The sequence below is a fragment of the Microbacterium sp. che218 genome (assembly GCF_040436305.1).
Taxonomy (GTDB): Bacteria; Actinomycetota; Actinomycetes; order Actinomycetales; family Microbacteriaceae; genus Microbacterium; species Microbacterium algihabitans.
In genome coordinates this window covers 1,878,562-1,903,451 of record NZ_AP031501.1, presented here as the reverse complement: position 1 = coordinate 1,903,451, position 24,890 = coordinate 1,878,562, and the positions used below count along the sequence as shown (strand labels likewise).

Here is a 24,890-nt window from a genome sequence, read left to right as displayed (position 1 = left end):
TCGATGACGCTCACGGCGGGGGCCATGTGGGTGAGTGCGCGGCCGATCCGGCGGGCGCTCGCGCGCGACGACTACCTCGACACCCTCGATCCCGGTCGGCGCCCCGCGGAGCCTCCCGCGCGCCTTCGCCGGTCGGGTCGCGTGGTCGTTTCGCGCGAGGGTGGCCTGCCGGTGTACCGCTACGAGCCGGCGGCGCGCACTCCGGGGCTCGAGCTGATGTACCTGCCCGGTGGAGGACTCGTGAACCCGCTCGTGGCCGAGCACTGGTGGATCATCGAGCGTCTCGCCCGGGCGACGGGGGCGGCGATCACGGTGGTCTGCTATCCGCTGGCGCCCGATCACGGCGCAGAGGACACCCTGGCCGTGATCGATGCGCAGTACGAGCGCCTTGCGGCGCGGGCGGGGACCTCGAGGCTCTGGGTGGCCGGAGACTCGGCGGGCGGCGCTCTCGCCGTCGGTCTGGCCCTGCGCGCCTCTCGCCGACCCGACGCCCTCGTGCTGTTCTCGCCCTGGCTCGACCTGGCCCTCGAGAACCCCGCGATCGCGCGGCGGGTGCGTCGCGATCCCTCGCTGCGGGTGCCCGGACTCCGCGCCGGAGCGGCTGCCTGGGCGGGCGAACGGGGGCTGGGCGACCCGGCGCTCGATCCCGCGCGCGTGGATCCGACCGGGCTGCCCCCGACTCTGCTGTTCCAGGGCGGCCGTGACATCTTCTTCGACGACGCGGTGGCGTTCGCTCGGCGGGCGGATGCCGCCGGGGCGCCGGTGCGTCTGATCACGGCGCCGGCCGGGTTTCACGTCTACGTCGGGGCGTTCTGGACGCCCGAATCGCGCTCCGCGTTCGCCGAGGTGGGTGCTCTCGCCCGCGCGACGCAGCCGGCGATGACATAACGGTACATATGTGCAACAATCTGCCGAGGGGTGCGACGATGCGCCCACCCACGGAGGAAAAATGGCCGCTCGATACGACCTCGCCAAGATCAAGCTCGGCAAGCTGATGACCGATCCGGATGCCGAGGGCATCATCCTCGACGTCATCCCCGACCTCAAGGCCAGCCCGACCTACCTCGTGGCGCGCACCCTCACCGCGAGCGCCGCCCTCAAGCTCGCCGAGGCGCAGATCGGGGCCGAGAAGGCGGCCGAGCTGCGGCGGCGGGTGGAGGCCCTCGACGCCTGACCGGCCGACGGCGACCGCGTAGATTGGCGGCGTGACGCCCCTCCTCTTCCTCGCGGTCGCCGTCGCCGGTGGCATCGGGGCGGCCCTGCGCTACGTCGTCGACGTGCTCATCCGTCGGCGCACGGGCGAGGGATTCCCCTGGGGGATTCTCGTGGTGAACCTCACGGGAGCCCTGGTCCTCGGCATCCTGAGCGCCCTTCCCGGCGACGAGACGTGGCGCTGGATCCTCGGGACCGGCCTGCTCGGCGGGTACACCACGTTCAGTGCGGTGGCCGTGACGACCGCCCTGCTGGCCGAGGAGGGGCGCACGCGCGCCTCGCTGGCGTACGCCGTCGTCTCGTTCGCGGGATCGGTGCTCGCCGCCGCGCTCGGATTGACGGTGGGCTCGCTGCTCTAGAGCGGACCGCCCTCGGAAACCCCATGGGATACTGAGGTTCGATACACGCCTGTATCGAATGTGATCCCGGAGGGTCCTTCGTGTCGTACCTGGCCGTTCTCAGCCTGAAGAACCGCGCCCTCATCGCCCTCGTCACGATCGTCGCCGCGATCTTCGGCGGTCTCGCGTTGACGAGCCTCAAGCAAGAGCTCATCCCCTCGATCGAGTTCCCGCAGCTCGCCGTCGTCACGACCTACCCGGGTGCGTCGCCCGAGGTCGTCGAGACCGACGTGTCGACGCCGATCGAGAACGCGATCCGCGGGGTGGAGGGGCTCGAGTCCACCACCGCCACCAGCACGACGAACTCGTCGATCGTGTCGGCGTCGTTCGCCTACGGCACCGACCTGGCGGCCGCGCAGCAGAAGATCCTCGCCGCGATCGCCCGCATCAACGACCAGCTGCCCGACTCCGCCGACACGACGGTGGCGTCGGCGAGCATCGACGACTTCCCGGTCATCCAGCTCGCCGTGACGGGCTTCACCGACGCGCAGGCGACGCAGGCGACCCTCCAGACGAGCGTGGTTCCCGACCTCGAAGACGTGGCGGGCGTCAACGGCGCGCAGATCGTCGGCGGCACCGGCGAGCGGGTGACGATCACTCCGGATGCCACGCGCCTGGGCGAACGCGGGTTCAGTCAGCAGGCCATCACCGACGCGCTCGACGCGAACGGCGTGCTCTTCCCGGGCGGGTCGCTCACCGAGAACGACCAGACCCTCACCGTGCAGACGGGCTCGAAGCTCACCAGCGTCGACGAGATCTCGGCTCTGCCCCTCGTTCCGACCGACGCCGCGCAGATCGCGGCCGGCCAGACCACGATCGCCGACGTGGCCGACGTCGCCCTGCAGACCGACCCAGTGACGACGCTGTCGCGCGTCGACGGCAAGCCGGCGCTGACCATCGCGGTGACCAAGCTCCCCGCGGCCAACACCGTCGACGTCTCGCGCGGAGTGCTCGCGGCGCTGCCCGCCCTCGAGTCGCAGCTCGGCCAGGGGGCGACCTTCACCGTCGTCTTCGACCAGGCGCCCTTCGTCGAGCAGTCCATCGAGGCCCTCGCGCAGGAGGGTCTTCTCGGCCTCGTCTTCGCGGTCGTGGTGATCCTCGTCTTCCTCATGTCGGTGCGTTCGACGCTCGTCACCGCCATCTCGATCCCCACGAGCGTGCTGATCACCTTCGTCGGCCTCCAGTCGTTCGGCTACTCGCTGAACATCCTGACCCTCGGGGCCCTGACCATCGCGATCGGCCGCGTCGTCGACGACTCGATCGTGGTGATCGAGAACATCAAGCGCCACTACGTCGGCGACGCCGACAAGATCCCCACCATCGTGCGCGCGGTGCGCGAGGTGGCCGCGGCCATCACGGCATCCACCATCACCTCCGTCGCGGTCTTCCTGCCGATCGCCTTCGTCGGCGACGTCACCGGAGAGCTGTTCCGCCCGTTCTCGCTCACCGTGACCATCGCGATGGCCGCCTCGCTGCTCGTCTCGCTGACGATCGTGCCCGTGCTGGCGTCGTGGTTCCTCAAGCCCGGAAAGGTCATCCGCGACGACAACGGCGACCCGGTCGATCCCGAGGCCGCCGACGCCCCTCCGTCGCGGTTGCAGAAGGCCTACGTCCCGATCCTCACGTGGACGCTGAAGCACTCGGCGGTCACCCTCGGGGTGGCGGTGCTCATCCTCGGCGGCACCCTCGCCACGTTCCCCCTGCTCAAGACCGACTTCCTCGGCGACTCGGGTCAGAACACCTTCACCGTTACGCAGAAGATCGGCTCGGCACCCAGCCTCGACGCCGAAGACGCCGCGGCCCAGAAGGTCGAGGCCGTGCTGCTCGACACCCCGGGCGTGCAAACCGTGCAGACCTCGATCGGCTCGAGCGGCTCGGCGCTGCGCGACGCCTTCTCGGGCGGCGGCTCGGGCATCACGTACTCGATCACCTCCGAGTCCGGAGCCGACCAGGTCGAGCTCCGCGAGCGCGTGCGCACCGAGCTCGAACAGCTCACCGACGCCGGTGAGATCGAGGTCGCGGCATCCGGGGGCGGCTTCGGCTCCACTGACATCACCGTCGACGTGACCGCCGCCGACGGCTCGTCGCTCCAGCAGGCCAGCGACTCCGTCGTGTCGCAGCTGCAGGGTTGCGAGGGCGTGGGCCAGGTCACCAGCAGCCTGTCGGCCTCGCTGCCGTTCGTGTCGGTGCGCGTCGACCGCGCCGCCGCCGCGGAACGCGGTCTGTCGGAGCGCACGGTCGGCGCCCTCGTCTCCGGGGCGCAGCAGCCCCGTCAGGCGGGCACCGTCGAGCTCGACGGCCGCGGGGTGACCGTGTACCTCGCCACCGCGAACCCGCCGCAGACGATCGACGACCTGCGCGCGCTCGAGATCCCGAGCGCGAGCGGAGCGGTGCGCCTCGACCAGATCGCGACCGTCGAAGAGAGCCAGACGGCGCCCTCCATCACGACCGCGCGCGGCCTTCGCACCGCGACGATCACTGTGACGCCGACCTCAGACGACCTCGGCAGCTCGTCGGCGACCGTGCGCGAGGCGCTCGCCGACGTGCAGCTGCCCGAGGGCGCCACGGCCGAGGTGGGTGGCGTGGTCACCAGCCAGCAGGATGCCTTCGGCCAGCTGGGCCTCGCCCTGCTCGCGGCGATCCTCATCGTCTACGTCGTGATGGTGGCGACCTTCAAGTCGTTGCGCCAGCCGCTCGAGCTGCTCGTGTCGGTGCCGTTCGCGGCGACCGGAGCGATCATCATGCTGCTGATCACGGGCGTGCCGCTCGGGGTCGCGGGAATGATCGGTGCGCTGATGCTCGTCGGCATCGTCGTGACCAACGCGATCGTGCTGATCGACCTCGTCAACCAGTACCGGGCGCGTGGTCTCAGCGTGTTCGAGGCCACGATCGTCGGCGGAGCGCGACGTCTGCGGCCGATCCTCATGACGGCGCTCGCGGCGATCTTCGCGCTCGTGCCGATGGCGCTCGGCATCACCGGCCACGGCGGGTTCATCTCGCAGCCGCTGGCGGTCGTGGTGATCGGCGGACTCGTGTCGTCGACGTTCCTGACGCTGCTGGTGCTGCCGACGCTCTACAACCTCATCGAAGGAGCGAGCGAGCGCCGGCGGCAGCGCCGCGCGGAGCGAGAGTCCGTGCCGAGTGCGCCGACGGTCGACGACGACCACCCGTTGAGCCGACGCGAGCTGCGCGAGAAGCACTGATCGCGAGCGGGCGAGAGCCAGCGGGGCCCCGAGCGGCGACGTGCGTCCGCGCGGCCGTGGGAGCCTCACCCGCGTTGGCCGTGAGGTGCCGCGCGGCGACGTGAGTCGACGGGCGACCGTCGACACCGCGTTGCGGCGCGGTGCGGGTGATCGCCGAGGTGAGGACGGTTCCGGATGCCACGACCCCGGTGCGGTCGCTCATCGACAGCGGGCGCTCGGTGCGCGCGAGCACCGTCAGGAAGCGCTCGAGGGGCGAAGCGGACAGGGGCGTCATGGCGATGACGCGCGTCTGCGCCGGGCGGGGGAGTGCGCGGGCGGCGCCGAGCGGGCGCTGCGAGGCGCGCGAGCGCGCGGCGACGATCGAGCGGCCGCGGCGGCGCGGGGCGACGTGGGCGACGGCGGGGGCAGCGGCATCCGCCACCTCCTCGACGACATCGCGCGTGGTCTTGGCGGACGCACTTGCGAGGATCTGCGTGAACATGCCCGACCACGCGAACATCGCCGCGCACGAGATCGTCTCGAAGAGCGCGAGGTTGATCGTGGCCGACACGAACAGCGTGATCGAGGCGATGAGCCACACGAGTGCGATGCCCGTGCCGATCGCCATGCGCTTGCCGAGGCGGTTGAGCATCAGCGGAGCGCTGAGCAGCAGCACGAGGAATCCGAGCACCATGGAGCCGGCGACCTTGTCGTGCAGGTCTTTGTCGGTGTTGAGGGGGATGCAGCCGACCAGGGCGAGATTCACACCGACGCAGTTGAGGCAGAGGAAAGCGACGGTGGCCGCACCGCGGCGCACGGGGCCACGGCCGAGGCGCGCGATGTCACGACGCACGCAGAAGGCGAAGACCACCACGATCATTCCGCTGACCTTGAGCGTGGTGTTGAAGAATGCGCTGGAGAGATCGCCGAAGATGCCGAGCTGGCTGAAGTGCAGGTGCCACCACAGCGGGTCGCTCGTGGTCGCGATCGCGAGCAGCAGGCCGCCGACCAGCGTAGTCAGGGCCGCAGCACCGACGTGGAGCGAGGACAACGTCCCGAGTCGACGCGTGAGGCCGGTCAGACGCGGCACCGAGACAGAAACGGGGACGGCGGAGCGGAGCGCGGTGCTCATGATGGGGGATCTTTCCTTCAGACGGAACGGGGATCCCCCCTCATCGCGGGACCCTCGGCCCCCGTCGGCTCGTTCGGGTAGAAGACAAGGGGAAACCTTGGTCCTTTGCCTCCCCCGGCCTTGACGGAAATCCGTCACCGCTCATGGTAACGTTCGCGCCGCCTTTGTAGGAAAGCCCTTGCCTGGGATTTTCCCAGGTCATATGGCTAATCCTTTGTCCCCCATTTGGGGGACAAGGACGCATCACGCAGTGAAGCGCACGCCCCATTTCCGGCGCAGCGTCGACCCCGGTGCGAGCTTCTCGAGGTCGGTTCCGGTGACGAAGGCGTTGGCGGGGGCCGTCATCGGCTCGATCGCGACGGCGAGCGGGTGACCCGGATACCGGTCGGTCGTGAACACCTGGGCCCAGCGGAAGCCCTCGTCCTGCCACAGCTCGAGACGGCGCCCGTCGGGAGCGGTGAGCGTGTGGCGCGCGCGCCCCTCGGCGTCGCGGTCCAACCCGCGATAGCCGTTGTCGAGGGCGGCGTCGCCCAGGCGCTTGCCCGCGCGCAGATCGGTGGCGGCATCGACCGGCACCTCGGCGACGGGGATGTTGCGCTCGTCGACGACGAGCGTCGAGGTGCCGGTGGAGTGCACCACGAGATCGGCCGTCGGCACGCCCCCGATCTGCAGGTAGGGGTGCACGCCGAGCGCCACCGGCGCCGTCCGTGCTCCGACGTTCTCGATGTCGTGAGTGACGTGCAGGCCGTCGTCGCGCAGGTCGAAGGTCACGCGGGTGCGCAGGTGGAAGGGGTATCCGGTCTGGGGCACGACGTCGGCCCCGAGAACGAGCCGGGCGTCGGTGTGCTCGATCGCCTGGTACGTGCCGAACCGCAGCAGTCCGTGGCTGGCGTTGCCGAACTTCGGCTCGCTGATGGCCAGCTGCAGGTCTTCGCCCTCGAAGGTGTAGCGACCGTCTCGGATGCGGTTCGGCCACGGCACGAGCACGACCCCGGATGCCGCGGGCGTCGGGGCGTCGTCGGGATAGCTCGGCACGAGATCGACCCCGTCGACGGTGAGCGCGCGCAGCGCTGCACCCACCTGGGTGATCTCGGCCGACGAGCGCTCGCCGCGCAGGCGGAAGCGGAATCCGGTGGGGTCGGCGGTCATGGCTGTGCCTTTCGCGATCGGCGGGGGCGCTGCAACCAGGGCTGCAGCATGCGGGTGACCCACGGGAGCACCGCGTAGGTCATGACGGGGGTGAGCATGAGGGTCGTCGCGAGCACGCGCAGCACGAGTGGCACCTCGGCGAAGCCCGGGATGAACCCCAGCAGCCACGACGCCAGCAGATTGGTGGGGAAGAAGCCGACCCAGATCGTCACCGCCTGCTTCCAGCGCGGGGGAGCCGGGGGCACGGGCTGCTGGATCGGCTGAGTCCCGGCATCCGTCACCGTCGCCGCCTCGAGGATCGAGCCGTGCGGGGCGTCGAACCAGCCCTCGATCCCCGTGCGACGTTCGCTGCGCTCCTCGCGCGCGAACGGGCGGCCCGAGTCGAGCCACCACTGCCGCTGCGGGGAGCTCTCCCACTCCTCGAGCGTCGTGATGTCGCGGAAGCGGTACAGCATGTACCAGAGGTCGCTGTCTTCGCCCGCGCGCACCCAGCCCGAGCCGAGGAAGCCCGGGAAAGCGGTCGCGAGGTCGGTGCCGGCCTGCATCCAGGAGGTCGCTTCGGCGGTGCGCGTCGGGTCGATGCGCCGCTCGATCGCCACCGTGATGGGGTGGGCGTCGGTGTCTGCCATGCGTCTATCTTCCGTCAGCGCGCCGCATCCGTCGGCGTCGACGGCGACGAGAGGTTCGGTCTGTCACGAGAACAGGAGGGTGTCGCGAGAACAGGCGGTTCTCGGCGAGATCCTCCTGTTCTCGTCGCGCGCCCTGTTCTCGTGACAGGCGGGGGCATGGATGCCATTCCCAGGCGCCACCTGTAACGTGGTGCGGTCGGCTCTGGACACCGTGCGTGATGCGCGGATGGGTTTGTAGTCCAAGGGGCCGATGGACAGGACGCGATCGCGGCCTCGACCATCACTAGTGAATTGGCCCCCGGCCGACGAGAGTCCGGGTTTCGCACCGCCACGAGCGGTGTCGCTGTTTCGCGCGAACAGAACCCAGGAAGTTTCTCCATGCCTAAGAACAAGAAGCCCGCCGGCGGCCGCGCCGCCAAGAACTTCGAGCCCCGCTACGGCGCCAAGACCTCGTTCCAGGACCGCAAGCGTCGTCCCGGAACCGAAGGCCCCGCCAAGCCCGGCAGCAAGAGCCCCAACCACCGCGGCTACCGCCCCGAGTCGGAGGCCACGCCCGACAAGGGGCGCTGGAACGCCGCCGACCGCGCCGGCCGTACCGAGGCCCGCAGCATCCGCACCTCGGCTCGCGACGATCGTCCGGCCCGTTCGTTCGACGATCGTCCCGCGCGTTCGTTCGACCGCAACGACCGCCCGGCTCGTTCGTTCGACCGTGACGAGCGTCCCCGTCGTGACGCCGGTGAGCGTCCCGCGCGTTCGTTCGACCGCAGCGACCGCCCCGCGCGTTCGTTCGACGAGCGTCCCGCCCGCTCCTTCGACCGCAATGAGCGTCCGGCTCGTTCGTTCGACCGCACCGAGCGCCCTGCGCGTTCGTTCGATCGTGACGAGCGTCCCCGTCGTGACGCCGGTGAGCGTCCCGCGCGTTCGTTCGACCGCAGCGACCGCCCCGCGCGTTCGTTCGACGAGCGTCCCGCCCGCTCCTTCGACCGCAATGAGCGTCCGGCTCGTTCGTTCGACCGCACCGAGCGCCCTGCGCGTTCGTTCGATCGTGACGAGCGTCCCCGTCGTGACGCCGGTGAGCGTCCCGCGCGTTCGTTCGACCGCAGCGACCGTCCCGCCCGCTCCTTCGACCGCACCGAGCGTCCCGCGCGTTCGTTCGATCGCGATGAGCGTCCCCGTCGTGACGCCGGCGAGCGTCCCGCGCGGTCGTTCGACCGCAGCGACCGTCCCGCCCGTTCGTTCGAGGACCGTCCGGCTCGCTCGTTCGACCGCACCGAGCGTCCCGCGCGGTCATTCGACCGCAGCGACCGCCCGGCCCGCTCCTTCGACGAGCGCCCCCGCCGCAACGACGGCCCGAGCCGTAACGACGGCCCGAGCCGCAGCGACTGGGGCCACGCGCCCGGAGGCTCCGCCCGACGCGACAGCGGCGGGTGGAGTGGGCGTGGGGAGAACAACACCCCGAAGCGCTCCGCCGAGCACGAGCAGCGCGTCGACGTCGTGCACGAGCGCCTGCAGGCCGAGGCCGTGGACGCTGCGACCGTGACCGGTGCCGGCTTCTCCGAGCTGGGTCTGGGCGACAACCTCGTCCGCGCCCTCGCCGGTCTCGGTGCGGCGAGCCCCTTCCCGATCCAGGCGGCCACCGTCGCTCCGATCCTCGAGGGACGCGACGTCCTCGCCCGCGGCCGCACCGGCTCGGGCAAGACCATCGCCTTCGGCGCACCGCTGGTCGAGAGCATCCTGCGTTCGCAGGCGGGTCAGCGTCGTGAGTTCGCTCGCGCCCCCAAGGCGATCATCCTCGCCCCCACGCGCGAGCTCGCCCTGCAGATCGACCGCACCGTGCAGGTGCTGGCGCGCAGCGTCGGCCTGTTCACCACCCAGGTCTACGGCGGCGTGCCCCAGGCGCGTCAGGTCGGTGCGCTCAAGAAGGGCGTCGACATCGTCATCGGCACCCCGGGTCGCATCGAAGACCTGCTGAACCAGGGCAAGCTTGACCTCTCGCAGGTGCAGGTCGCCGTCCTCGACGAGGCCGACCACATGTGCGAGCTCGGCTTCCTCGAGCCCGTGCAGCGCATTCTGCGCGCGACCAAGAAGGGCAGCCAGAAGCTGCTGTTCTCGGCCACGCTCGACCGCGAGGTCGCGGCCCTGGTCGACGAGTTCCTCGTCGAGCCGGCCGTCTACGAGGTCGCCGGTGAAGACCAGGACTCCAGCACCATCGAGCACCGCGTCCTCGTCATCGAGCACCGCGACAAGGCGCAGATCCTCGACTCGCTCGTCGACCGCGCCGGCAAGACGCTCGTCTTCGCCCGCACCCGCGCCTATGCCGAGATGCTCGCCGAGCAGTTCGACGACGCCGGGATCTCGGCCGTCGCCCTGCACGGTGACCTCAACCAGCAGAAGCGCACGCGCAACCTCGAGAAGCTCACCTCGGGTCGCGTGAACGTGCTCGTCGCAACCGACGTCGCCGCGCGCGGCATCCACGTCGACGACATCGACCTGGTCATTCAGGCCGACGCCCCCGACGAGTACAAGACGTACCTGCACCGCTCGGGCCGCACCGGTCGCGCCGGTCGCGCCGGCACCGTGGTCACGCTGATCACGCGCCAGCGTCGTCGTCGCATGACCGAGCTGCTCGACCGCGCCGAGATCGAGGCTCCCTTCGAAGAGACCGCGCTCGGCGACGACGTGCTCGAGGAGCTCTCGGGCCGTCAGCTCTCGAACGTCGACGCGTAATCGTCGTCAGGGAGGCCCTCGTCCGCATCGCGCGGACGGGGGCCTTCGTCGTTCGCCGGTCACGTGGCGACCTCAGAACAGCCTGGGCTCGCTCGCCGGCGCGACACGGGGGCGGGCGGATGCCGGGACCCCGGTCGACCTGATGGGACCGAGGCTGCTCGCCGGCGTCGGCGTGCGTGCCGCGAGGCCGGGCTGCGGGCGTCCGCGCGGGTGGTCGTCTTCGTCCCACCCGTCGAGGCGGTGCATGCGCAGCAGCGGTCGCATGCGCTTGCCGAGCCAGGTGCGGTAGGCCTTCGGGGCGGAGGTCGACTCGCCGGGGTACAGCCCCCGGTACGACGACACGAGGTGCGGGTGCTCGCGTTCGAGCCACTCGAAGAACCATTGCTTCGCCCCCGGGCGCAGGTGCAGCGCCCCGTAGACGACGCGCGCCGCACCGGCGGCGCGGATGCGGGCCAAGGCGTGATCGAGCGCAGCGATCGAGTCGGTGAGGTGCGGGATGATCGGCATGAGGAACACCGTCACGCGGAACCCCGCCTCGGTCGCCGCGCGCACCGTGTCGAGGCGTGCCTCGGCGCTCGGGGTGCCCGGCTCGATCGAGTGCTGCAGCGTGTCGTCGAACACCGCGATCGACATCGCCAGCGACACCTTCACCTGTTGCGCCGCCTCGGTGAGCAGGGGCAGGTCGCGCCGGAGCAACGTGCCCTTCGTGAGGATCGAGAACGGCGTGCCGTTGTCGGTCAGGGCGCCGACGATGTCGGGCATGAGGCGGTAGCGCCCCTCGGCACGCTGATACGGATCGGTGTTCGTCCCGAGCATGACGGGCTCGCGGGCCCACGACCCGCGCCGCAGCTCTGTGCGCAGCACGTCGGCGACGTTGACCTTGACCACGATCTGCGAGTCGAAATCGGCCCCGTAATCGAGGTCGAGGTATTCATGCGTTTTCCTAGCAAAGCAATATGAGCATGCATGAGTGCATCCGCGATAGGGATTCACCGTCCAGTCGAATGGCATCGCCGAAACACCGGGGACGCGATTCAATGCGCTTTTGCACAGCACCTCGTGGAAGGTCATGCCGGCGAACTCCGGCGTCGTGACCGAGCGCACGAGACCGTCCATGCGCTCCATGCCCGGGAGGGCTCCCGCGTCGTCGACGCCGAGTTGTTGACCTTGCCACCGCATACACACATTCGAACACATGTTCTACATCAGGGCAAGCCCCGGCATCCCAGAATCGCTCCCATGCTCGAATGCCCTCGCGATACTGTGACAGGCGTCGCTGGTTCGTCCGCCGCGACGGGAACGAGGGGCGCATGGAGACCGTGCGACACGTACGAGGCCACGCGCTGCTGACGGCGGCCGGGCGCCGCCTCGAGCCCCTGCATCCGTCGTGGGTCGAGCGTCACCCCGCGGCCGCAGGATGGATCTGGCTCGCGGCGATGGCCGTGCTGATCGTCGTCGTCGACCTCGCGCACGGCCCGGAGCCCCTGCGGGTGGCCGTGTCGTTGAGCGCCGCGCTGCCCTCGCTCGGCGCGACCTTGCTCGTGCTGTCGCAGACGCCCCGTGCGCACCTGGAGTCCGAACCGTCGATCCTCGGCCACTTCTTCGCGCGCTTCTTCGCCCTGCTCGGGGCGCTCATCCTGTGGATCGGATCCGTTGTGCTCGGTGCAGCCGTCGCGGTGCAGCTGACCGAGGATTCCCGCTCGAACACCGAAGCGGCATGGGAGGAGGCGCTCGAGATCTTCGGCGCCGTCGTGCCCTTCATCGTCGCGGTCCTGTGGGCCGTGCTCATCTTCCGCTGCGTGGGGTACATCGCGCGCCTGCGCGGGTGGGCGCCGGTGCCGACGCGGCACCGCATCCCCGAGCAGTTCTTCGCCGAGTCGCCGCGCACCCGGCGCGTGGTGGTCGGGCTCGCGCATCCCGCCCTGCTGCTCGTCGCCGGCACGCTCAGCATCGTCCTCGTGTTCGTCGCGGCGGGCGAAGTCGCTTTCAGCGACGCGCTGTGAGGGCCGCGCGGGCGTCCACCGGGTGAGGCGGGGTCGACCGGTCCGCGGTCCCGGGAGACAATGGAACCAGTCATGTCCCCCGATTCCGAGCTCTCTCCCCGCCGCGCCGCGCGCGCGGAGGCTGAGCGACTCGCCACGGCGGCACTCTCCGTGCCTGTCGCCCCGGCCACGCCCGAGACCTCCGGGTCACCGACGCGCCGCGCTCTGCGCGAGGCCGGACCGACCGCGCCGCCGCTTCGTCGTCGCTCGTTCGCGCCGGTCGAGGACTCGACCTCCTCGTCCGAAGGCGGCCGACTCCGTGCCGCGACCGAGTGGTTCTCCGCCCTGCCGACGGCCCGCCGTCGCCGGCTCGCGGTCGTCGCCGGAGCGTTCGCGGTGGTCGTCGCCACCGCGACGGTGGCCGTCGGCCTGGCGATCGGAGCGGGGGCGGATGCCACGGCTTCCACGAGCGCCGACGGCTCCGCCGTGACCGCGGCGATCGCGGGTCCTCCCGCCGTCCCCTCCGAGGGGCTGCCCGTGCCCGCGGTGTCGGCGGTGGCGGCGACGGCCACGCCGTGCGACGACCCGGCCGTCACGGCGGCGCTCTCGGCCGGCGATGACGCCGCCGCCATCGCCGCAGCGGGCGGGGGCAGCGCGTTCCGCGAGGCCGTGGCATCCGGAATCGCGCCCTGCGTCTCGCTCAGCGACCCGAACCGCGAGTGGGTCGTCGTCAACAAGCAGCGCCCGCTCAACCCCGTCGACTACTACCCGGGCGACCTCATCATGCCCGCGAACGTCCGCGCCCTGGAAGACTCCGCGCTGCGCACGCCGGCGGCGAACGCGCTCACCGCGATGGTGAAGGCCGCCTCCGACGCGGGGGCCGGCGAGATCGGCTACCTGAGCGCGTTCCGCTCGTACACGACCCAGAAGTCCACCTACGCGGGCCGCGTGCGCGTCAGCGGGGTGGAGGGTGCCGATCGCGAGAGCGCCCGGCCCGGCTACAGCGAGCATCAATCGGGTCTGGCCGTCGACATCGTGCCCTGCAACGGTTCGTGCCGCACCCTCGACGACGTCGCCGCGTCGGCTCAGGGCGCGTGGGTGCGTGAGCATTCGTGGGAGTTCGGCTTCGTCACGCGCTACGCGGAAGGTCGCGAAGCGGTGAGCGGATACGAGCCCGAGGCGTGGCACCTGCGCTACATCGGTCCCGAACTCGCTCGCGCCTACCACGAGGGCGGCTTCACCACCCTCGAGGAGTTCTTCGGCCTCCCGGCGGCGCCGACGTACTGAGTTCAGCCCCGCCGCCTCCGCGGCGTGAGCCGCACCGCCGGCAGGGGAGGTGCGGGAATGCGCTCCGGACCATGGTCGATCACGGTCCCGAAGCGCGGCGCCTGCGCTTCCCACGCCTCGCGGGCCTCGACGATCTCGTCGTGCGAACGGCCCACGAAGTTCCACCACATGACGATGTCGGCTTCGAACGGCTCCCCGCCCAGCAGGAACACGCGGGCGCCTTCGTCGGTGCGCAGCTCGACATGATCGCGGCCCCGGCCGAGGTAGATCAAGCGGGTGTGGTCGACGGATGCCGTGGACCCCGGCTCGGCAGGAGTGCCGGGGCGTAGCGCGGCGTCGGCGTTCACGGCATTCACCCCCGTCTCGACCTCGGCGGTGCCCGTCATGCCGTATAGGGCGTACTCCCACTCGGGACGGAGGGGAATGCGAACGGTGGCGCCGGCCGGGAGGCGCAGTTCGGCGCCCACGATCGGGGTGTGCACCGTCGCGGGCGAGACGATCTCGCCGAGTGCGCCCATCACCACGACCGCGTCGGCACCCTCGCCCAGGTCGAGCACCGGCAGGTCTTCGTGACGCTCGAACGCGGGCTCCCCGTGCCGCCGCGCCTCGGGCAGCGCCACCCAGAGTTGCAGGGCGTCGAGGGGGATCGGGCCCTCACCGACCGAATACTCGGAGTGCGCGATGCCCGCGCCGCTCGTCATCAGGTTCAGGGCGCCGGGGCGCACGACGACGTCGCTGCCCACGGCATCGCGATGCCGGACCTCGCCGATGATCGGCCACGTCACCGTCTGCAGTCCGATGTGCGGGTGCGGCTCGACGCGCATGAGCGTGTTTTGCGGGCCGAAGCGGTCGAGGAAGCACCAGGCGCCGACCATCGGCAACGCGCGGTGCGGGAGGGTGCGGTGCACTTCCATGCCGCGCACGCCGCCCAGCGGCACCTCTCGCGCCTCGACGATCAACGCGCGGGGGCCGTCGCAGTCGATCGGACCCTCGGATGCCGGGGGAGCGACGTCGAGCCGGGTCACGACCGGTCGCCGCCTCCGGCCGCGTCGGACTCGCCCTGCTCGGGCTGATCGACGGACAGGCCGGGTACGTCGTGCTCGCTGAGGTAGTGCGCGACGAAGGGGCAGGAGGGGATGACCGTGTCGCCGCGGCGCGCGAGGTCGGAGAGCGCTTCGCTCGCGAGGGTCGAGCCCAGGCCGCGACCCTTGAACGCCGGGTCGACCTCGGTGTGGGGCAGCTCGGTGCGATCGCCGCTCGCGGGGCGGAACTCCATGAAGCCCCCGAGCTCGTCGCCCACGCGGATCTCGTAGCGGCCCGCCTCGTCGTTGCGGGTCACGGTCAGTTCGTCGGCCATGGAATCTCCTTCGTCGGTGTCCACAGCAACGTATGCGCTGGCATGGATGTTCCGCCATCCCTGCGGCATCCGGGATGTCGTGGGGTAGAGGAGGAGGACGTTCGGGGAACGGGGAACCATCCGGCATGATTCGCTCCTCCGCTCGCCCTCACCCGACGCGCGCGCGATGCCTCCGCACGGCGGCGCGGTTGGCGCAGCGCACCGAGCAGTAGCGCTGACGGCCGTTGCGGGTGACGTCGACGACGACGTTCGTGCACGGTTCGGCGGCGCAGCGGCCGAGGCGGTTCATGCCGCGCGTGACGAGGTGAAGAGAGGTGCCCACCGAGATGACGGCGGCGAGCACGCGGGGGAGCGCCTCGTCGCTGTCGCGGTAGTGCAGGTGCCATCCCTCGCCGTCGTGGTCGGTGAGGCGCGGGTAGGCGGTGACCGCCGCCATCTGCGCGTTCAGGAGGGCGGCGCGCGCGGCCGGGTCGGTCTCGTCGACCACGCGGAGCCACTCGTCGATGACCGCGCGGGTGCGTTCGTGATCTCCGGATGCCGCGGGGAAGGTCATCGTCATCCCCATCTCGCGCGTGCGCTGCTCGATGCCGGCGCGATCGGCGGGCCAGTCGTTCGCGAGCGACGCGGCCAGCAGGACCGCGTACTCCCCGTAAGGGTTGAGATGCATAACGGCATTACATCACGCTGGGACCATGACCGTCTCAGACCTGCTCGCCCTCGCCGTCTCGGCATCCGCCCCTCACGAACACGGCTGGATCACCGAGTCGGCTCACTCGACCAGCCAAGGCCGGGTGCGGTACGTCCGCTGCTCCGCGTGCGGGGCGCGGCGCGTCGACCTCGAGGCCGCGAGCGTCGTCGTTCCCCTCGCGATGTCGCGGATCTCGCCCCCTGCCGGCGAGGTCGGAGGCCACCCCGCACGGTAGCGTCGAGTCAGACCGTCGACGGAGGACGCATGGATGCTCTGAGCCTGATCGCCGTGACCGCGGGAGCGGTGCTGGTGCTGGCCCTCGTGCTGCACGTCTGGTACGCCATCGGCCTGTCGCGCGTGTTCGCGGGCCGCGGGGGTGAGCCCTGGCGGGCGTGGATTCCGCTGCTGAACGAGGCCGAGGTCTTCCGCCTCGGCCGGCAGGACCCGGTGTGGGCCGTGCTGCTGCTCGTCCCGGGCGTCAACGTCTACGGGCTCGTGCTCAAAGCGCGCGCTGCGCACCGCCTCGGCGAGCCCAGCGGGCGCGGGGCGGGCACGACGGCGCTCGCGCTGGTGTTCCCTCCCGCGTGGGCGGGCGTACTCGCTGCCGGGGAGAAGACTCCGGATGCCGTGGATCACGCGACCGACGACGACGCGGAGGTCGTGACCGTGGCCGAGGGCGAGCCCGCGCCGATCAGTGCCGTGCCGGGGGCGGAGGCGTCGGCTGGTGAGGCGTCGACCGCGGCAGCCTCCGCGACGACATCTGCGACTCCCTCTTCGGCCTCCTCCGCCACGACGGATCCGCCTCCGCCGGCTGCCGCGGCCGGAGGCCGTCGCTCGCGGTCGGTCGCGCCGGAGATGCCGAGCGTTCCGGTGCTGCCGGGGCCCGTCGTCATCGGCGAGGTGCCCGCCGGGGAGACGACCGTCGCGCCGCGCGATGCCGCGTCGCTCGCCGACGGACCGGTCGCCGAGGTGCCGACCGCCGTGCCCGCCGTCGAGGTACCGAGCTCCGCGCCCGACGTGGAGATGCCCGCCGTCGCTGCCAGCGCCGAGACGCCCACCACCGCGGACGCAGACGCGCCCTCCGCGGAGGGCGAGGAGCTCGGCCGGGTCGCCGAGACGACCGATTCCACGGCGCAGCGTCCCGACGAGCAGTCGTCGGCCGCCGCCTCGCCTATCGAGGAGATGACGCAGACGGCACGCCCGCGGTCACGCCGCCGTGGCGAGTGGAGCCTGCGCCTGCCCGGTGGAGAACTCGTCGCCCTCGAGAGCCGGACCGTCGTGCTCGGCCGTCGTCCGTCCGCCGACGACGAAGGCGTGCAATACGTCACGGTGACCGACGACACGCGCACCATGTCGAAGCGTCACGCCCGCCTCGACTGGACGGTCACGGGCTGGACCATCACCGACCTCGAGTCGACCAACGGAGTGACCCTGGTGCACGACGACGGTCGCGCCGAGAAGCTGCCGGCTGGAGGCACGGCGGTCGTCCCGAACCGCTTTCGACTCGGCGACGCGCAGGTCGAGCTGCGCCCCGAGGCGACGGTCTGACCTCGCGGGGCGTTCCTACTCCGCGGAGTCGGGACCGTACAGGCCGCGACCCGTCGGCGTCGGGCGCCGCGGTGCGGTCTCTTCCCTACGGCGGCTGACGTACACGGCCAGTGCGCCGATGGCGCCGAGCGCCACGAGTCCCGCGACACCGATGCCGGTCATGGTCGAAATGGCCGCGGCATCCGGACCCGGCCCGACGACCACGGCCACCGGAGCGGGCGTTCCGGTCGGCGAGGCCGTGGGCGAGGCGCCGGGGAACGGGCTGTTCGGCCCGCGCAGCCCCGAGCCGGGGACCAGCACGATCGCGTCGTAGGGCTGAACGAAGCCCCACCCGGTGATGTTCGAGCGGTCGTCGGGCTGCGGCCGCACGGCGGTCGCCTCCAGGCGGTACGCCCACTGGGCGGGGGTCTCGTCGGGGTGCGCCGCCGCGACGAGAGCAGCAGCCCCCGCCACGTACGCCGCGGCGTAGCTCGTCGCGGGTTGCTCCTTCGACACCACGCAGTCGCCGCCCAACGGCCAGGCCGAGGCGATGGCCTGACCCGGAGCGGAGAGCCGCACGTGCGTGCCGCGGATGCTGTCGCTCGTGACGGCGCTCTCGAGGTTGGTGGCCGAGACGCCGAACGCGCCCGAGAACCCGGCGGGGTAGCGGACGCCGTCGGCGTCGCTCTGCTCGACCGCCGCCGTCGAGTCGCGGTTGCCCGCGCTCGCGATGACGAGGCTGCCGCGCGACTTCGCGTACGCGACGGCGTCGGCCAGGGCGCCGTTCTTCTCGGTCGTGCTCATCGAGACGTTGATGACCTGCGCGCCGCGGTCGGCGGCGACGCGGATCCCCTCGGCCATGCGCGCGGTGTTCGGGCCGATCCCGGCATCGATCTGCGACTTCTCGTCGCCCGCGTAGACGCGGATGGGCAGGATCTTCGCCTCGGGGGCGAGCCCCTGCACCCCGGAGCCCGAGATCACCTGCGCGGCGATCTGGCCCGCGATGACGGTGCCGTGGCCGTAGGTGTCGGTGCGTCCGTTGGCGTCGGTGCCGTCGGGCACGAGGTTCACCCCGGGCACGACGTTGTCGTCGAGGTGCGGGTTCTTCGCCACCCCCGAATCCACCACCGCGACGGTGACGCCCGCTCCGCGAGTGAGCGCCCAGGCCGCGTCGCTCTGCAGCTGGGCGAGCGCCAGCGGGGTCTGGGTCACGCGCGTCGACGCATCGCACTGCTCCTGCGTGGCCGACACGATCCCGGATGCCGGGCCGAGGCCCTGCGTCGAGACCGGGCCGCCGACTCCGGCGTGCGCCGCGGCGGGCACTCCCGCGAGCAGGATCCCGGTCGCGAGAGCGACCGCGCCGACGCGTCGGATGCCCGCGATCACTTCGTCTCCGGCGTGGTCTGCGCGGCGCCCTCCGTCAGCGACGGGCCGGTTGCGAGCAGGGCCGTCCACCCGTCGGCCACAGCGCCGACGTCGTCGGTGCTGTACCCGAGGCGGGAGATGACCTCTTCGCTCGCGCTGGGGAGTGGGTAGGCCGTGCCGGTGGCGTCCACCAGGGTGAGCACGCTCGAGTTCTGGTCGCCGCGTCCGCCGGCCCGCACGAGGGCGCCGTGGCTGGGCTCGACCTGCACCCCGGCGGTCACCGCCGTCGACGTCGGCTGCGTGGCCAGGGCCGTGACGGCTTGACCTTCGCCGCCCTCGAGCACGGCGCACGGGCGCTGGCCCGCGGCGACGGTGTCGAACGCGGTCTCGGGCCAGTCCTGACCGAGGTCCTGCGTCGCGGTCGGGAGGTTGCGGGTCTCGTCGATCGAGACCTCGGTGACGCTCGTACCGAGGGCGCTGCCGCTTCCGAGCTGGTACAGCTGCCAGGCGAGAGGAGTCAGGCGCACGAGCACACCGCCGGTCTGCACCAGGTAACGCTCGTCGTCGGGGGTGCCCGTCTGGCGGATCACCTCGCCGACCTTGAGCGAGGTGCCCGGTACGCCCTGGCCGAAGTTCTTCAGCGTGATCGGCGTCAACGGCGTGCCCGCTGTGAACAGGTCGAGCCAGGCGGCCGAGACCGGCACCGGGTTCAGCGACGAGATGCCGGCGGCGCGCAACACGGCATCCGGGTCTTCGTTCGACACCGCGAAGCTGCGCTCGCCCTGCACCACGTGCAGAAGGCCGTCGACGGAGACCACGACGGCCTTGCCCGTGGCGGGAGTCGGAGCCGCGGCCGTGCTCACGCGGACATCGACGGCGGCGTCGTCGGTGACGCACGCGCTCCAGCCCGAGTTGATGAGACCCGATGCGGGGGGCAGCTCGTCTGGGGCGCCCGTGATGCCGAGGGTGTTCCCGACGGGGGTGCCGGCGAGTGTCGCCTGGTCGGTGGAGATGACCCCGAAGTTGTCGGCGGGCAGCAGCAGGCGGGCGCTGGCGGTGTTGATCACCGGGTGGAGCACGCCGTCGACGGTGACGAAGCGTGCTCCGGTGTCGGAGACCAGCACGAGCTTGCCGTTCTCCCAGCCGGTCGGAAGACCCGGGCGGATGAGGCCGTAGAACACGCCCACCAGCACGACGATCACGGTCAGCGCGATCGCGGCGATCACCGCGCGCAGGGGAGAGGTCGGCTGGAGCTCCTTGCCGCCGGGGGCGCCGCTGACGAAGGCGGTGAGCAGGCGTCGGCGCGAGAAGTTCTGCGCCTCGATCAGGTCGCCCTTGGTGGCCATCGGGTCAGGCCAGTCCGGACGAGATGACCGACAGCGGCAGGAGCGAGGCGAGCACGAGGAGCTCGACGGTGTCGGCGACGCGGATGAGGCGCAGGCGCGTCTTGGGCGCCAGCAGGGTCACGGTCACCACGCTGACGGTCGCGACAGCGAGCACGATCAGGATGCCGACGCGCAAACCCGGCTGCGCGAGCGACGCCACGACGCCGGCCACGACGAGGCCGAGCACGCCGGTGGCCATCACCGTGAGCACGCCCGAGCGGGCGTAGGTCTGCCGCGAGGGGAACATCATGCCGGCGAAGGCGAGAGCGCACAGGATCGCGCCGGTGGCGTTTTGCGCGGCCACGAGCGGAGTGGCGACCAGTACGGCCGCGGCGAGGGCGAGGCGCAGGGCGATGAGGATGCGCTTGCCCTGCGCGACGCGGGCGGCGATGTCGTCGGCATCGATCGGCTCGGGGTCGGCGAACATCTCCACGTCGCTCTGGGGCGAGAACACGCGCAGCCGCGTCGTGCCCATCGCGAGCCAGGGGAGGGCGCCCGCGAGCGTGCCGACGACGCCGATCATGAGCGTCCACACCATGGCGGGAGGGAAGAAGGCGGCGAGGGTGCCCGCGACGCCGATCGCGCCGCCCGCGACGAGGGGAGCGAGCTGGAGCTCGGCGCGCTCACGCGTCAGGGCGAGAGAGACACCGGCGATGACGAACGCGCCGCCGCCGGCTGCGGCCATGGGCCATCCCCACATGTCGATCGCCGCGGGGATCGCGAGATAGCCCGCGACGGCGCCGAAGACGGCCGCCGCCATGCCGAGACCCTGGCCCGCTTCGCGCTGCCCGAGACGTGCGACCACGGCGGAGACGACGAGGAGCACGATGGCACCGCCGCCGGCGACGAGGGCGCCGAAGGGCAGGGTGCGTCCGGCGGCGAGGAGCAGAACCGCGCAGACGCCGAGAAGGGCGAGGCTCACGGCGAGGGCGGTGCGGGCGTTGTCGCGCGTCGTCCACGGCCGGTTCTGCTGCGAGGTGGCGTCGAGCACCGCTTCGACGATGTCGTCGTAGACCCGCGGCTGGGCGACGAGGCCGCCGCGCACCAGCGTCAGTACCTCGCCGTCGACGATTCCCTGGGCCGAGGCGCCGAGCGAAGGATCGACGGTGGTTCCGTCCGCGCGGTGCAGGGCGTAGCCCGCCGAGGTCATGGACGGATCGAGCACACCAAGAGAGCGCGCGAAGCCGGGGAGGAACTCGATGACCGGCACCTGGGCCGGTACGGCGATGTCGAGACGTCGCCCCTCGCTCTGCACCGACAGACGCAGCAACGCGCGCGTCGCATTCATGACGTCAGCCATCCGCGGCCCCTTCTTTCCGGACCGAAGCCCCCCTGCGGTCAGACCCCGAAAGCCTATCGGGGCGGTGCGTCACGCCCCGTCGAACCGCGCCGCGGAGGCGCGGTCGGCGCTGACGTAGTCATCGGCGATGGAGTCCGTGGCGTTCGCGATGCGCTGCAGCACGTCGCGCATCTGCTCGAGGGTCGCACTCCACTGCTGCTGGGCGTTGTTGTAGGCGACCTGGGCCATGCCCTCCCACTGCCCGCGCAGTCGCGAGACCTCGGCGTCGAGTCCGCCGAGCGTCGCATCGATGCGGGCAGACTCGGCGCGCAGGCGACCCGCCGCCGAATGGAGTGCTTCCGGGGTGACGCGAAGGTCGCTCATCATTCGCCTCCCAGCATCGAGCCGAGTCCGTGGATGGTGGTGCGGTGCTGTTCTTCCACCGCTTCCTGGTCTTGTGCGGTCGAGCGGAGCGCGGCGCTGAGCGTCACGAGCGTGCTGTTCAAGCGGTCGGCGCTGGCCGTCCACTCGTTGACCAGCGCGCTGTACGACGAGGCGGCGTCGCCGACCCAGTTGCCGGCGAGCTCGTCGAGCTCGGCGAGCACGCGGCGGACGCTGTCGTTGACGTCGGCGTGCGCGCCCGACACCGCTTCGGCGCCCCGGACGAGCGCGCCCTCTCCGGCGGAGATGCGGTCAGACATCGTGGTTCTCCTCTTTCGTGGAGTCGATCAGGCAGGGACGTGTTCGGCGAGCGGTCACTCGTCGCGACCGCCGGCCTGGGCGTTCTCCGACCGGGGGGCGATCTCTTCGTCGTCTTCCATGCGAGGAGCGATCGGGCCTCCGAGGCCGCGCGCGGCCTCGTCCTTGCGGTCGGAGCGCGAGCCGGGGCCGCCCATGCCGCCCACGCCGCGCGAGCCCGAGGCCGCTCCGCGGCCGCCGCCGGCTGCCGAGCCGCCTCCGACACCGCGAGCCCCGCCCTTTGCGGATCCGCCTGCTGCGGAAGTGCCGCCTCCGACTCCGCCGCCGCGAGCCCCGCCCTTGGCGGATCCGCCGGCAGCGCCCGTGCCTCCGGCACCGCCCGCACCGCCGAGTCCGCTCGCGCCGCCGCGCACACCGGCGCCGCGGGCCGCGGTCGAAGCGGGCGTGCCACCGCCGGCGGCGAGGCCGCCGACACCACGGGCTCCGAGACCAGCGCCACCGGGGGTCTTGCCGAGCAGGCCTCCCGAGCGGGCGCCGCCACCGGCCTTGGCCGAGCCTCCGGCCCCGCCCGTACCGCCGCCGAATAGGCTGCCGCCGGCGCCGGCACCGGCTCCACCGCCACCGACGCGGCCGAGCGCAAGCGCGCCACCACCGCCGGCGACGAGGCCCGCACCGAGGCCCGAGCCGATACCCGCACCGGGTCCGCCGGGCGTACCGCCGACGAGACCTCCGCCGGGCATCGGAGAGATGCCGCCGGGCAGCGTCGGGCTTCCGATCACCGGGCCGTCGGGCGTCGGGTCGGGCGGAACGTTGCCGATGTCGATGGGCGCCGGGCCACCGGGAACCGGGGTCGGGGTCGGGAACGGGCCGTAGTCACCGGGTCCGGGGCCCGTCGGGACCCCGCCGCCGCCATTACCGCCGCCGCCGATCTCGCCACCGCCGCCGATGTTGCCACCGCCGACGTTGCCGCCTCCGTTCGAGCCGCCGCCAGGGGTCATGTCCCAGTCGGGGTACGACTGGAAGCTTCGGCCGCTGGTGGAGCCGGTACCGCCGTCGGGGTCGTACGGCGGCGGCGGGGGCGGCGGAGGCGGGGGAGGCGGGAATTCGCCCCCGGTGAACGGAGGGGGTGGATCGAGCGCCACATCGTCCAACTGGTTCGAGTGCTTCTCCACGGCCTCTCGAGCAGCCGCCTCGCGCTGCGAAGCCATGTAGTCGTTGATGGCACGGCCGGCACCCTCCCCGGCGAGGAACGCGACCGGACCGAAGATGATGGAGGCTCCGGCGGCTGCCCCGCGGACCATGGCCTGCTGCCCGGGGTCCATCTGGCCTTGAGGAAGGGACGCCGCGGAGTCACGCGCTTGCTGGCGTACCTCGTTCGCCTGGTCGAGCCGACTCGGAACGTGCTCTCTGAGGTAGACGAGTTGGTCGTCGATCTCGAGAGACGTCCGAGTGAACTGCGCTCGTGCCGCGTCGCCTGACGCGCCCGCGAGGCCCGGGTCTTCCGCGGCAGAGTCGAGGACCTGCTTGAGTGCCTCGAGCGCCCCGGCCAGCTCCCACCGGGTCGGGAGGTCCCACGGCACGCCGCCCTCGGCGAGATTCTGCAGACGTTGCTCCCAGATACCTGTCACGATCTGTTCCCCTTTCCAGCCTTGCGGCGTTGGGTGACGACGATGAGGACGATGACGACCACGGCCGCCACGACGAGGGCTCCGATACCGATCGCGGCCCACATCACCAGCGCTCCGAGATCGGAGCCGGTGGAGGTGGGCTCGGCGTCGGCGTACTGGTCGATGCTGCGGGGTTGCTCGTCGGGGGTGAAACCTCCGGCGGCGACAGCGCGGTCGATCTGATCCGTTGTGGGGAAGCCCGCCGGTTTGTTCATGAGCGGTGTCCGGTCCGGATAGCCAGTGGGATCGATGCTGAGCATCGTGGGCAACCACGCGGCGCCGTAGCCGTACCCGTCTTCAGTGCGCGTCGGATCGTGCTGCGTCCCGTTGGTGGTCGCGATCATCGCCTGGACCAGTTGATTGCCGGTGGCCTCGGGCCACTTCTGTGCCGCGAGGGCGAGCATTCCGCCGACGACCGGCGCCGAGAAAGACGATCCGGTGGTGACCCCGCTCGTGTTCCAGTCGCCGGAGACTCCCACGGTCGGGAGGTCGACTCCCGCGGCCACGATGTCGGCGTGAGCCACGCCGAAGGGCGATGCGCCGTCACCGGGCTGGAGGGCGCCCGAGCTGTCGATGGCCGAGACCGCGACGACGCCGTTCATGGTGCTCAGATCGTTCGACGCGAGGGAGCTGGAATCGGCGTTCGGAGTGGCCACGAGCACGATCGCCCCCTTTGCGACCGCGTAGGCGATGGCCGTGGCATCGCTCGGGGAAGCCGACATCGACACAGAGGTCGTGATTATCTTCGCGCCGTCATCAACGGCGGTCTTGACCGCGAAGCCGAAATCGCGCAGGCCGGCTTCGGGGCTTTCGCAGAGTTCCTTCTTCTCTGCGGAAGATCCATACCCGTAGAACGTCACGGCCGCATCGGGCGCGATACCGCGAACGCCGCTCGGGCCGGCGCCGTTACCGATGATCATGGCCGTGATCGTGCTGCCGTGGACGGACGATTCGTTGGCGGACTCCGTCGCCGAGGCCGCACCGTTCTTGCACGGCTGAGCCTTGCTCACGGTGAGGTTGCGGCCTTCGAACACCGGGAGGCTCGGATCGATCTGCCCGTCGATGACGGCGACCTTCACCCCGGCGCCGGTGAGGCCCGCGTCGTGCGCGGTCTGCACCTGGTAGGCGTCGTACCACCAGTCGTACTCGCCGCCGGCGGCGGCGGTCGCGGCCGGCGCGGCCCCGCCGAGCGCGAGGGCCCCGGCCACCAATATCGCTCCGAGAG

General features: G+C 71.5%; 22 protein-coding genes. 9 read left to right on the top strand and 13 right to left on the bottom strand.

Translation table 11 applies throughout. The features are described from left to right. The first annotated feature begins 3 nt into the window (after positions 1 to 3). The 4 genes from ABXS86_RS08910 (at position 4) to ABXS86_RS08895 (ending at position 4,813) form a co-directional block, all read left to right on the top strand. Complete coding sequence (locus ABXS86_RS08910; protein WP_353666238.1) at positions 4 to 888, top strand: alpha/beta hydrolase; 885 nt, start codon at positions 4 to 6, stop codon at positions 886 to 888. A gap of 61 nt (positions 889 to 949) precedes the next feature. Further along, on the top strand, positions 950 to 1,174 hold the full coding sequence (locus ABXS86_RS08905; protein ID WP_353664180.1) for a hypothetical protein: 225 nt from the start codon (positions 950 to 952) through the stop codon (positions 1,172 to 1,174). A 31-nt stretch (positions 1,175 to 1,205) separates the two neighbouring features. Next, a complete protein-coding gene (crcB, locus tag ABXS86_RS08900) occupies positions 1,206 to 1,571 on the top strand; it encodes a fluoride efflux transporter CrcB (protein WP_353664179.1) in 366 nt (121 codons plus the stop codon). Between the two features lie 80 nt (positions 1,572 to 1,651). Next, positions 1,652 to 4,813, top strand: coding sequence for an efflux RND transporter permease subunit (locus tag ABXS86_RS08895; protein WP_353664178.1), 3,162 nt, complete (start codon positions 1,652 to 1,654; stop codon positions 4,811 to 4,813). Positions 4,814 to 6,167: 1,354 nt separating this feature from the next. Here ABXS86_RS08895 and ABXS86_RS08885 read toward each other — a convergent pair. Then, the gene (locus ABXS86_RS08885; protein WP_307208673.1) at positions 6,168 to 7,073 is read right to left on the bottom strand and encodes an aldose 1-epimerase family protein; all 906 of its coding nucleotides are present in this window, start codon (positions 7,071 to 7,073) and stop codon (positions 6,168 to 6,170) included. Beyond that, a complete protein-coding gene (locus ABXS86_RS08880) occupies positions 7,070 to 7,702 on the bottom strand; it encodes an antibiotic biosynthesis monooxygenase (protein WP_251505818.1) in 633 nt (210 codons plus the stop codon). Before ABXS86_RS08880 ends, ABXS86_RS08885 begins: the two co-directional genes overlap by 4 nt. A 378-nt stretch (positions 7,703 to 8,080) precedes the next feature. Between ABXS86_RS08880 and ABXS86_RS08875 the strand changes: the two genes are divergently transcribed. Continuing rightward, the gene (locus ABXS86_RS08875; RefSeq protein ID WP_307208689.1) at positions 8,081 to 10,429 is read left to right on the top strand and encodes a DEAD/DEAH box helicase; all 2,349 of its coding nucleotides are present in this window, start codon (positions 8,081 to 8,083) and stop codon (positions 10,427 to 10,429) included. Between the two features lie 72 nt (positions 10,430 to 10,501). On the opposite strand, the gene ABXS86_RS08870 is transcribed toward ABXS86_RS08875, so the two are convergent. After that, positions 10,502 to 11,608: an Rv2578c family radical SAM protein gene (locus tag ABXS86_RS08870; RefSeq protein ID WP_353664177.1), complete on the bottom strand. Its 1,107-nt coding sequence runs from the start codon at positions 11,606 to 11,608 to the stop codon at positions 10,502 to 10,504. Positions 11,609 to 11,739: 131 nt separating this feature from the next. Here ABXS86_RS08870 and ABXS86_RS08865 point away from each other — a divergent pair, with 131 nt between their 5' ends. After that, positions 11,740 to 12,432, top strand: coding sequence for a hypothetical protein (locus tag ABXS86_RS08865; protein ID WP_353664176.1), 693 nt, complete (start codon positions 11,740 to 11,742; stop codon positions 12,430 to 12,432). A 72-nt stretch (positions 12,433 to 12,504) separates the two neighbouring features. Continuing rightward, on the top strand, positions 12,505 to 13,698 hold the full coding sequence (locus ABXS86_RS08860) for a M15 family metallopeptidase (RefSeq protein ID WP_353664175.1): 1,194 nt from the start codon (positions 12,505 to 12,507) through the stop codon (positions 13,696 to 13,698). 2 nt (positions 13,699 to 13,700) lie between these two features. On the opposite strand, the gene ABXS86_RS08855 is transcribed toward ABXS86_RS08860, so the two are convergent. The 3 genes from ABXS86_RS08855 to ABXS86_RS08845 form a co-directional block, all read right to left on the bottom strand. Next, on the bottom strand, positions 13,701 to 14,723 hold the full coding sequence (locus ABXS86_RS08855; RefSeq protein ID WP_353664174.1) for a pirin family protein: 1,023 nt from the start codon (positions 14,721 to 14,723) through the stop codon (positions 13,701 to 13,703). Beyond that, a complete protein-coding gene (locus ABXS86_RS08850) occupies positions 14,720 to 15,124 on the bottom strand; it encodes a GNAT family N-acetyltransferase (RefSeq protein WP_353664173.1) in 405 nt (134 codons plus the stop codon). The genes ABXS86_RS08855 and ABXS86_RS08850 overlap by 4 nt, the downstream gene beginning before the upstream one ends. A 79-nt stretch (positions 15,125 to 15,203) precedes the next feature. Beyond that, a complete protein-coding gene (locus ABXS86_RS08845) occupies positions 15,204 to 15,722 on the bottom strand; it encodes a CGNR zinc finger domain-containing protein (protein ID WP_307208741.1) in 519 nt (172 codons plus the stop codon). Positions 15,723 to 15,747: 25 nt separating this feature from the next. Between ABXS86_RS08845 and ABXS86_RS08840 the strand changes: the two genes are divergently transcribed. Further along, on the top strand, positions 15,748 to 15,978 hold the full coding sequence (locus ABXS86_RS08840) for a hypothetical protein (protein ID WP_307208754.1): 231 nt from the start codon (positions 15,748 to 15,750) through the stop codon (positions 15,976 to 15,978). A 29-nt stretch (positions 15,979 to 16,007) separates the two neighbouring features. After that, the gene (locus tag ABXS86_RS08835) at positions 16,008 to 17,291 is read left to right on the top strand and encodes a DUF5684 domain-containing protein (RefSeq protein WP_353664172.1); all 1,284 of its coding nucleotides are present in this window, start codon (positions 16,008 to 16,010) and stop codon (positions 17,289 to 17,291) included. Positions 17,292 to 17,306: 15 nt separating this feature from the next. Here ABXS86_RS08835 and ABXS86_RS08830 read toward each other — a convergent pair whose 3' ends face one another. The 7 genes from ABXS86_RS08830 to ABXS86_RS08800 form a co-directional block, all read right to left on the bottom strand. Further along, complete coding sequence (locus ABXS86_RS08830) at positions 17,307 to 18,656, bottom strand: S8 family serine peptidase (RefSeq protein WP_353664171.1); 1,350 nt, start codon at positions 18,654 to 18,656, stop codon at positions 17,307 to 17,309. Then, positions 18,653 to 19,981: a type VII secretion protein EccB gene (gene eccB, locus ABXS86_RS08825; RefSeq protein WP_353664170.1), complete on the bottom strand. Its 1,329-nt coding sequence runs from the start codon at positions 19,979 to 19,981 to the stop codon at positions 18,653 to 18,655. The genes ABXS86_RS08830 and eccB overlap by 4 nt, the downstream gene beginning before the upstream one ends. A gap of 4 nt (positions 19,982 to 19,985) precedes the next feature. Next, complete coding sequence (eccD, locus tag ABXS86_RS08820) at positions 19,986 to 21,320, bottom strand: type VII secretion integral membrane protein EccD (RefSeq protein WP_353664169.1); 1,335 nt, start codon at positions 21,318 to 21,320, stop codon at positions 19,986 to 19,988. A gap of 69 nt (positions 21,321 to 21,389) precedes the next feature. After that, positions 21,390 to 21,683 carry a WXG100 family type VII secretion target gene (locus ABXS86_RS08815; RefSeq protein WP_144830152.1) on the bottom strand — a complete coding sequence of 98 codons (294 nt, stop codon included), beginning with the start codon at positions 21,681 to 21,683 and terminating at the stop codon, positions 21,390 to 21,392. Beyond that, entirely contained in the window at positions 21,683 to 22,000 is a 318-nt protein-coding gene (locus tag ABXS86_RS08810) for a WXG100 family type VII secretion target (RefSeq protein WP_144830148.1), read from the bottom strand. The genes ABXS86_RS08815 and ABXS86_RS08810 overlap by 1 nt, the downstream gene beginning before the upstream one ends. Positions 22,001 to 22,054: 54 nt before the next feature. Next, complete coding sequence (locus tag ABXS86_RS08805; protein ID WP_353664168.1) at positions 22,055 to 23,626, bottom strand: hypothetical protein; 1,572 nt, start codon at positions 23,624 to 23,626, stop codon at positions 22,055 to 22,057. After that, complete coding sequence (locus ABXS86_RS08800) at positions 23,623 to 24,873, bottom strand: S8 family peptidase (RefSeq protein WP_353664167.1); 1,251 nt, start codon at positions 24,871 to 24,873, stop codon at positions 23,623 to 23,625. Before ABXS86_RS08800 ends, ABXS86_RS08805 begins: the two co-directional genes overlap by 4 nt. Positions 24,874 to 24,890 lie beyond the last annotated feature (17 nt).

Bases quoted from the DNA above. Each gene is read 5' to 3' on its own strand.
- ABXS86_RS08880 (WP_251505818.1), bottom strand. From the start codon at position 7,702: ATGGCAGACACCGACGCCCACCCCATCACGGTGGCGATCGAGCGGCGC.
- eccD (WP_353664169.1), bottom strand. From the start codon at position 21,320: ATGGCTGACGTCATGAATGCGACGCGCGCGTTGCTGCGTCTGTCGGTG.
- ABXS86_RS08845 (WP_307208741.1), bottom strand. From the start codon at position 15,722: ATGCATCTCAACCCTTACGGGGAGTACGCGGTCCTGCTGGCCGCGTCG.
- ABXS86_RS08870 (WP_353664177.1), bottom strand. From the start codon at position 11,608: ATGCGGTGGCAAGGTCAACAACTCGGCGTCGACGACGCGGGAGCCCTC.
- ABXS86_RS08815 (WP_144830152.1), bottom strand. From the start codon at position 21,683: ATGAGCGACCTTCGCGTCACCCCGGAAGCACTCCATTCGGCGGCGGGT.
- ABXS86_RS08875 (WP_307208689.1), top strand. From the start codon at position 8,081: ATGCCTAAGAACAAGAAGCCCGCCGGCGGCCGCGCCGCCAAGAACTTC.
- eccB (WP_353664170.1), bottom strand. From the start codon at position 19,981: ATGGCCACCAAGGGCGACCTGATCGAGGCGCAGAACTTCTCGCGCCGA.
- ABXS86_RS08885 (WP_307208673.1), bottom strand. From the start codon at position 7,073: ATGACCGCCGACCCCACCGGATTCCGCTTCCGCCTGCGCGGCGAGCGC.
- ABXS86_RS08840 (WP_307208754.1), top strand. From the start codon at position 15,748: ATGACCGTCTCAGACCTGCTCGCCCTCGCCGTCTCGGCATCCGCCCCT.
- ABXS86_RS08905 (WP_353664180.1), top strand. From the start codon at position 950: ATGGCCGCTCGATACGACCTCGCCAAGATCAAGCTCGGCAAGCTGATG.
- ABXS86_RS08850 (WP_353664173.1), bottom strand. From the start codon at position 15,124: ATGCCGCAGGGATGGCGGAACATCCATGCCAGCGCATACGTTGCTGTG.
- ABXS86_RS08910 (WP_353666238.1), top strand. From the start codon at position 4: ATGACGCTCACGGCGGGGGCCATGTGGGTGAGTGCGCGGCCGATCCGG.
- ABXS86_RS08860 (WP_353664175.1), top strand. From the start codon at position 12,505: ATGTCCCCCGATTCCGAGCTCTCTCCCCGCCGCGCCGCGCGCGCGGAG.
- ABXS86_RS08810 (WP_144830148.1), bottom strand. From the start codon at position 22,000: ATGTCTGACCGCATCTCCGCCGGAGAGGGCGCGCTCGTCCGGGGCGCC.
- ABXS86_RS08835 (WP_353664172.1), top strand. From the start codon at position 16,008: ATGGATGCTCTGAGCCTGATCGCCGTGACCGCGGGAGCGGTGCTGGTG.
- ABXS86_RS08865 (WP_353664176.1), top strand. From the start codon at position 11,740: ATGGAGACCGTGCGACACGTACGAGGCCACGCGCTGCTGACGGCGGCC.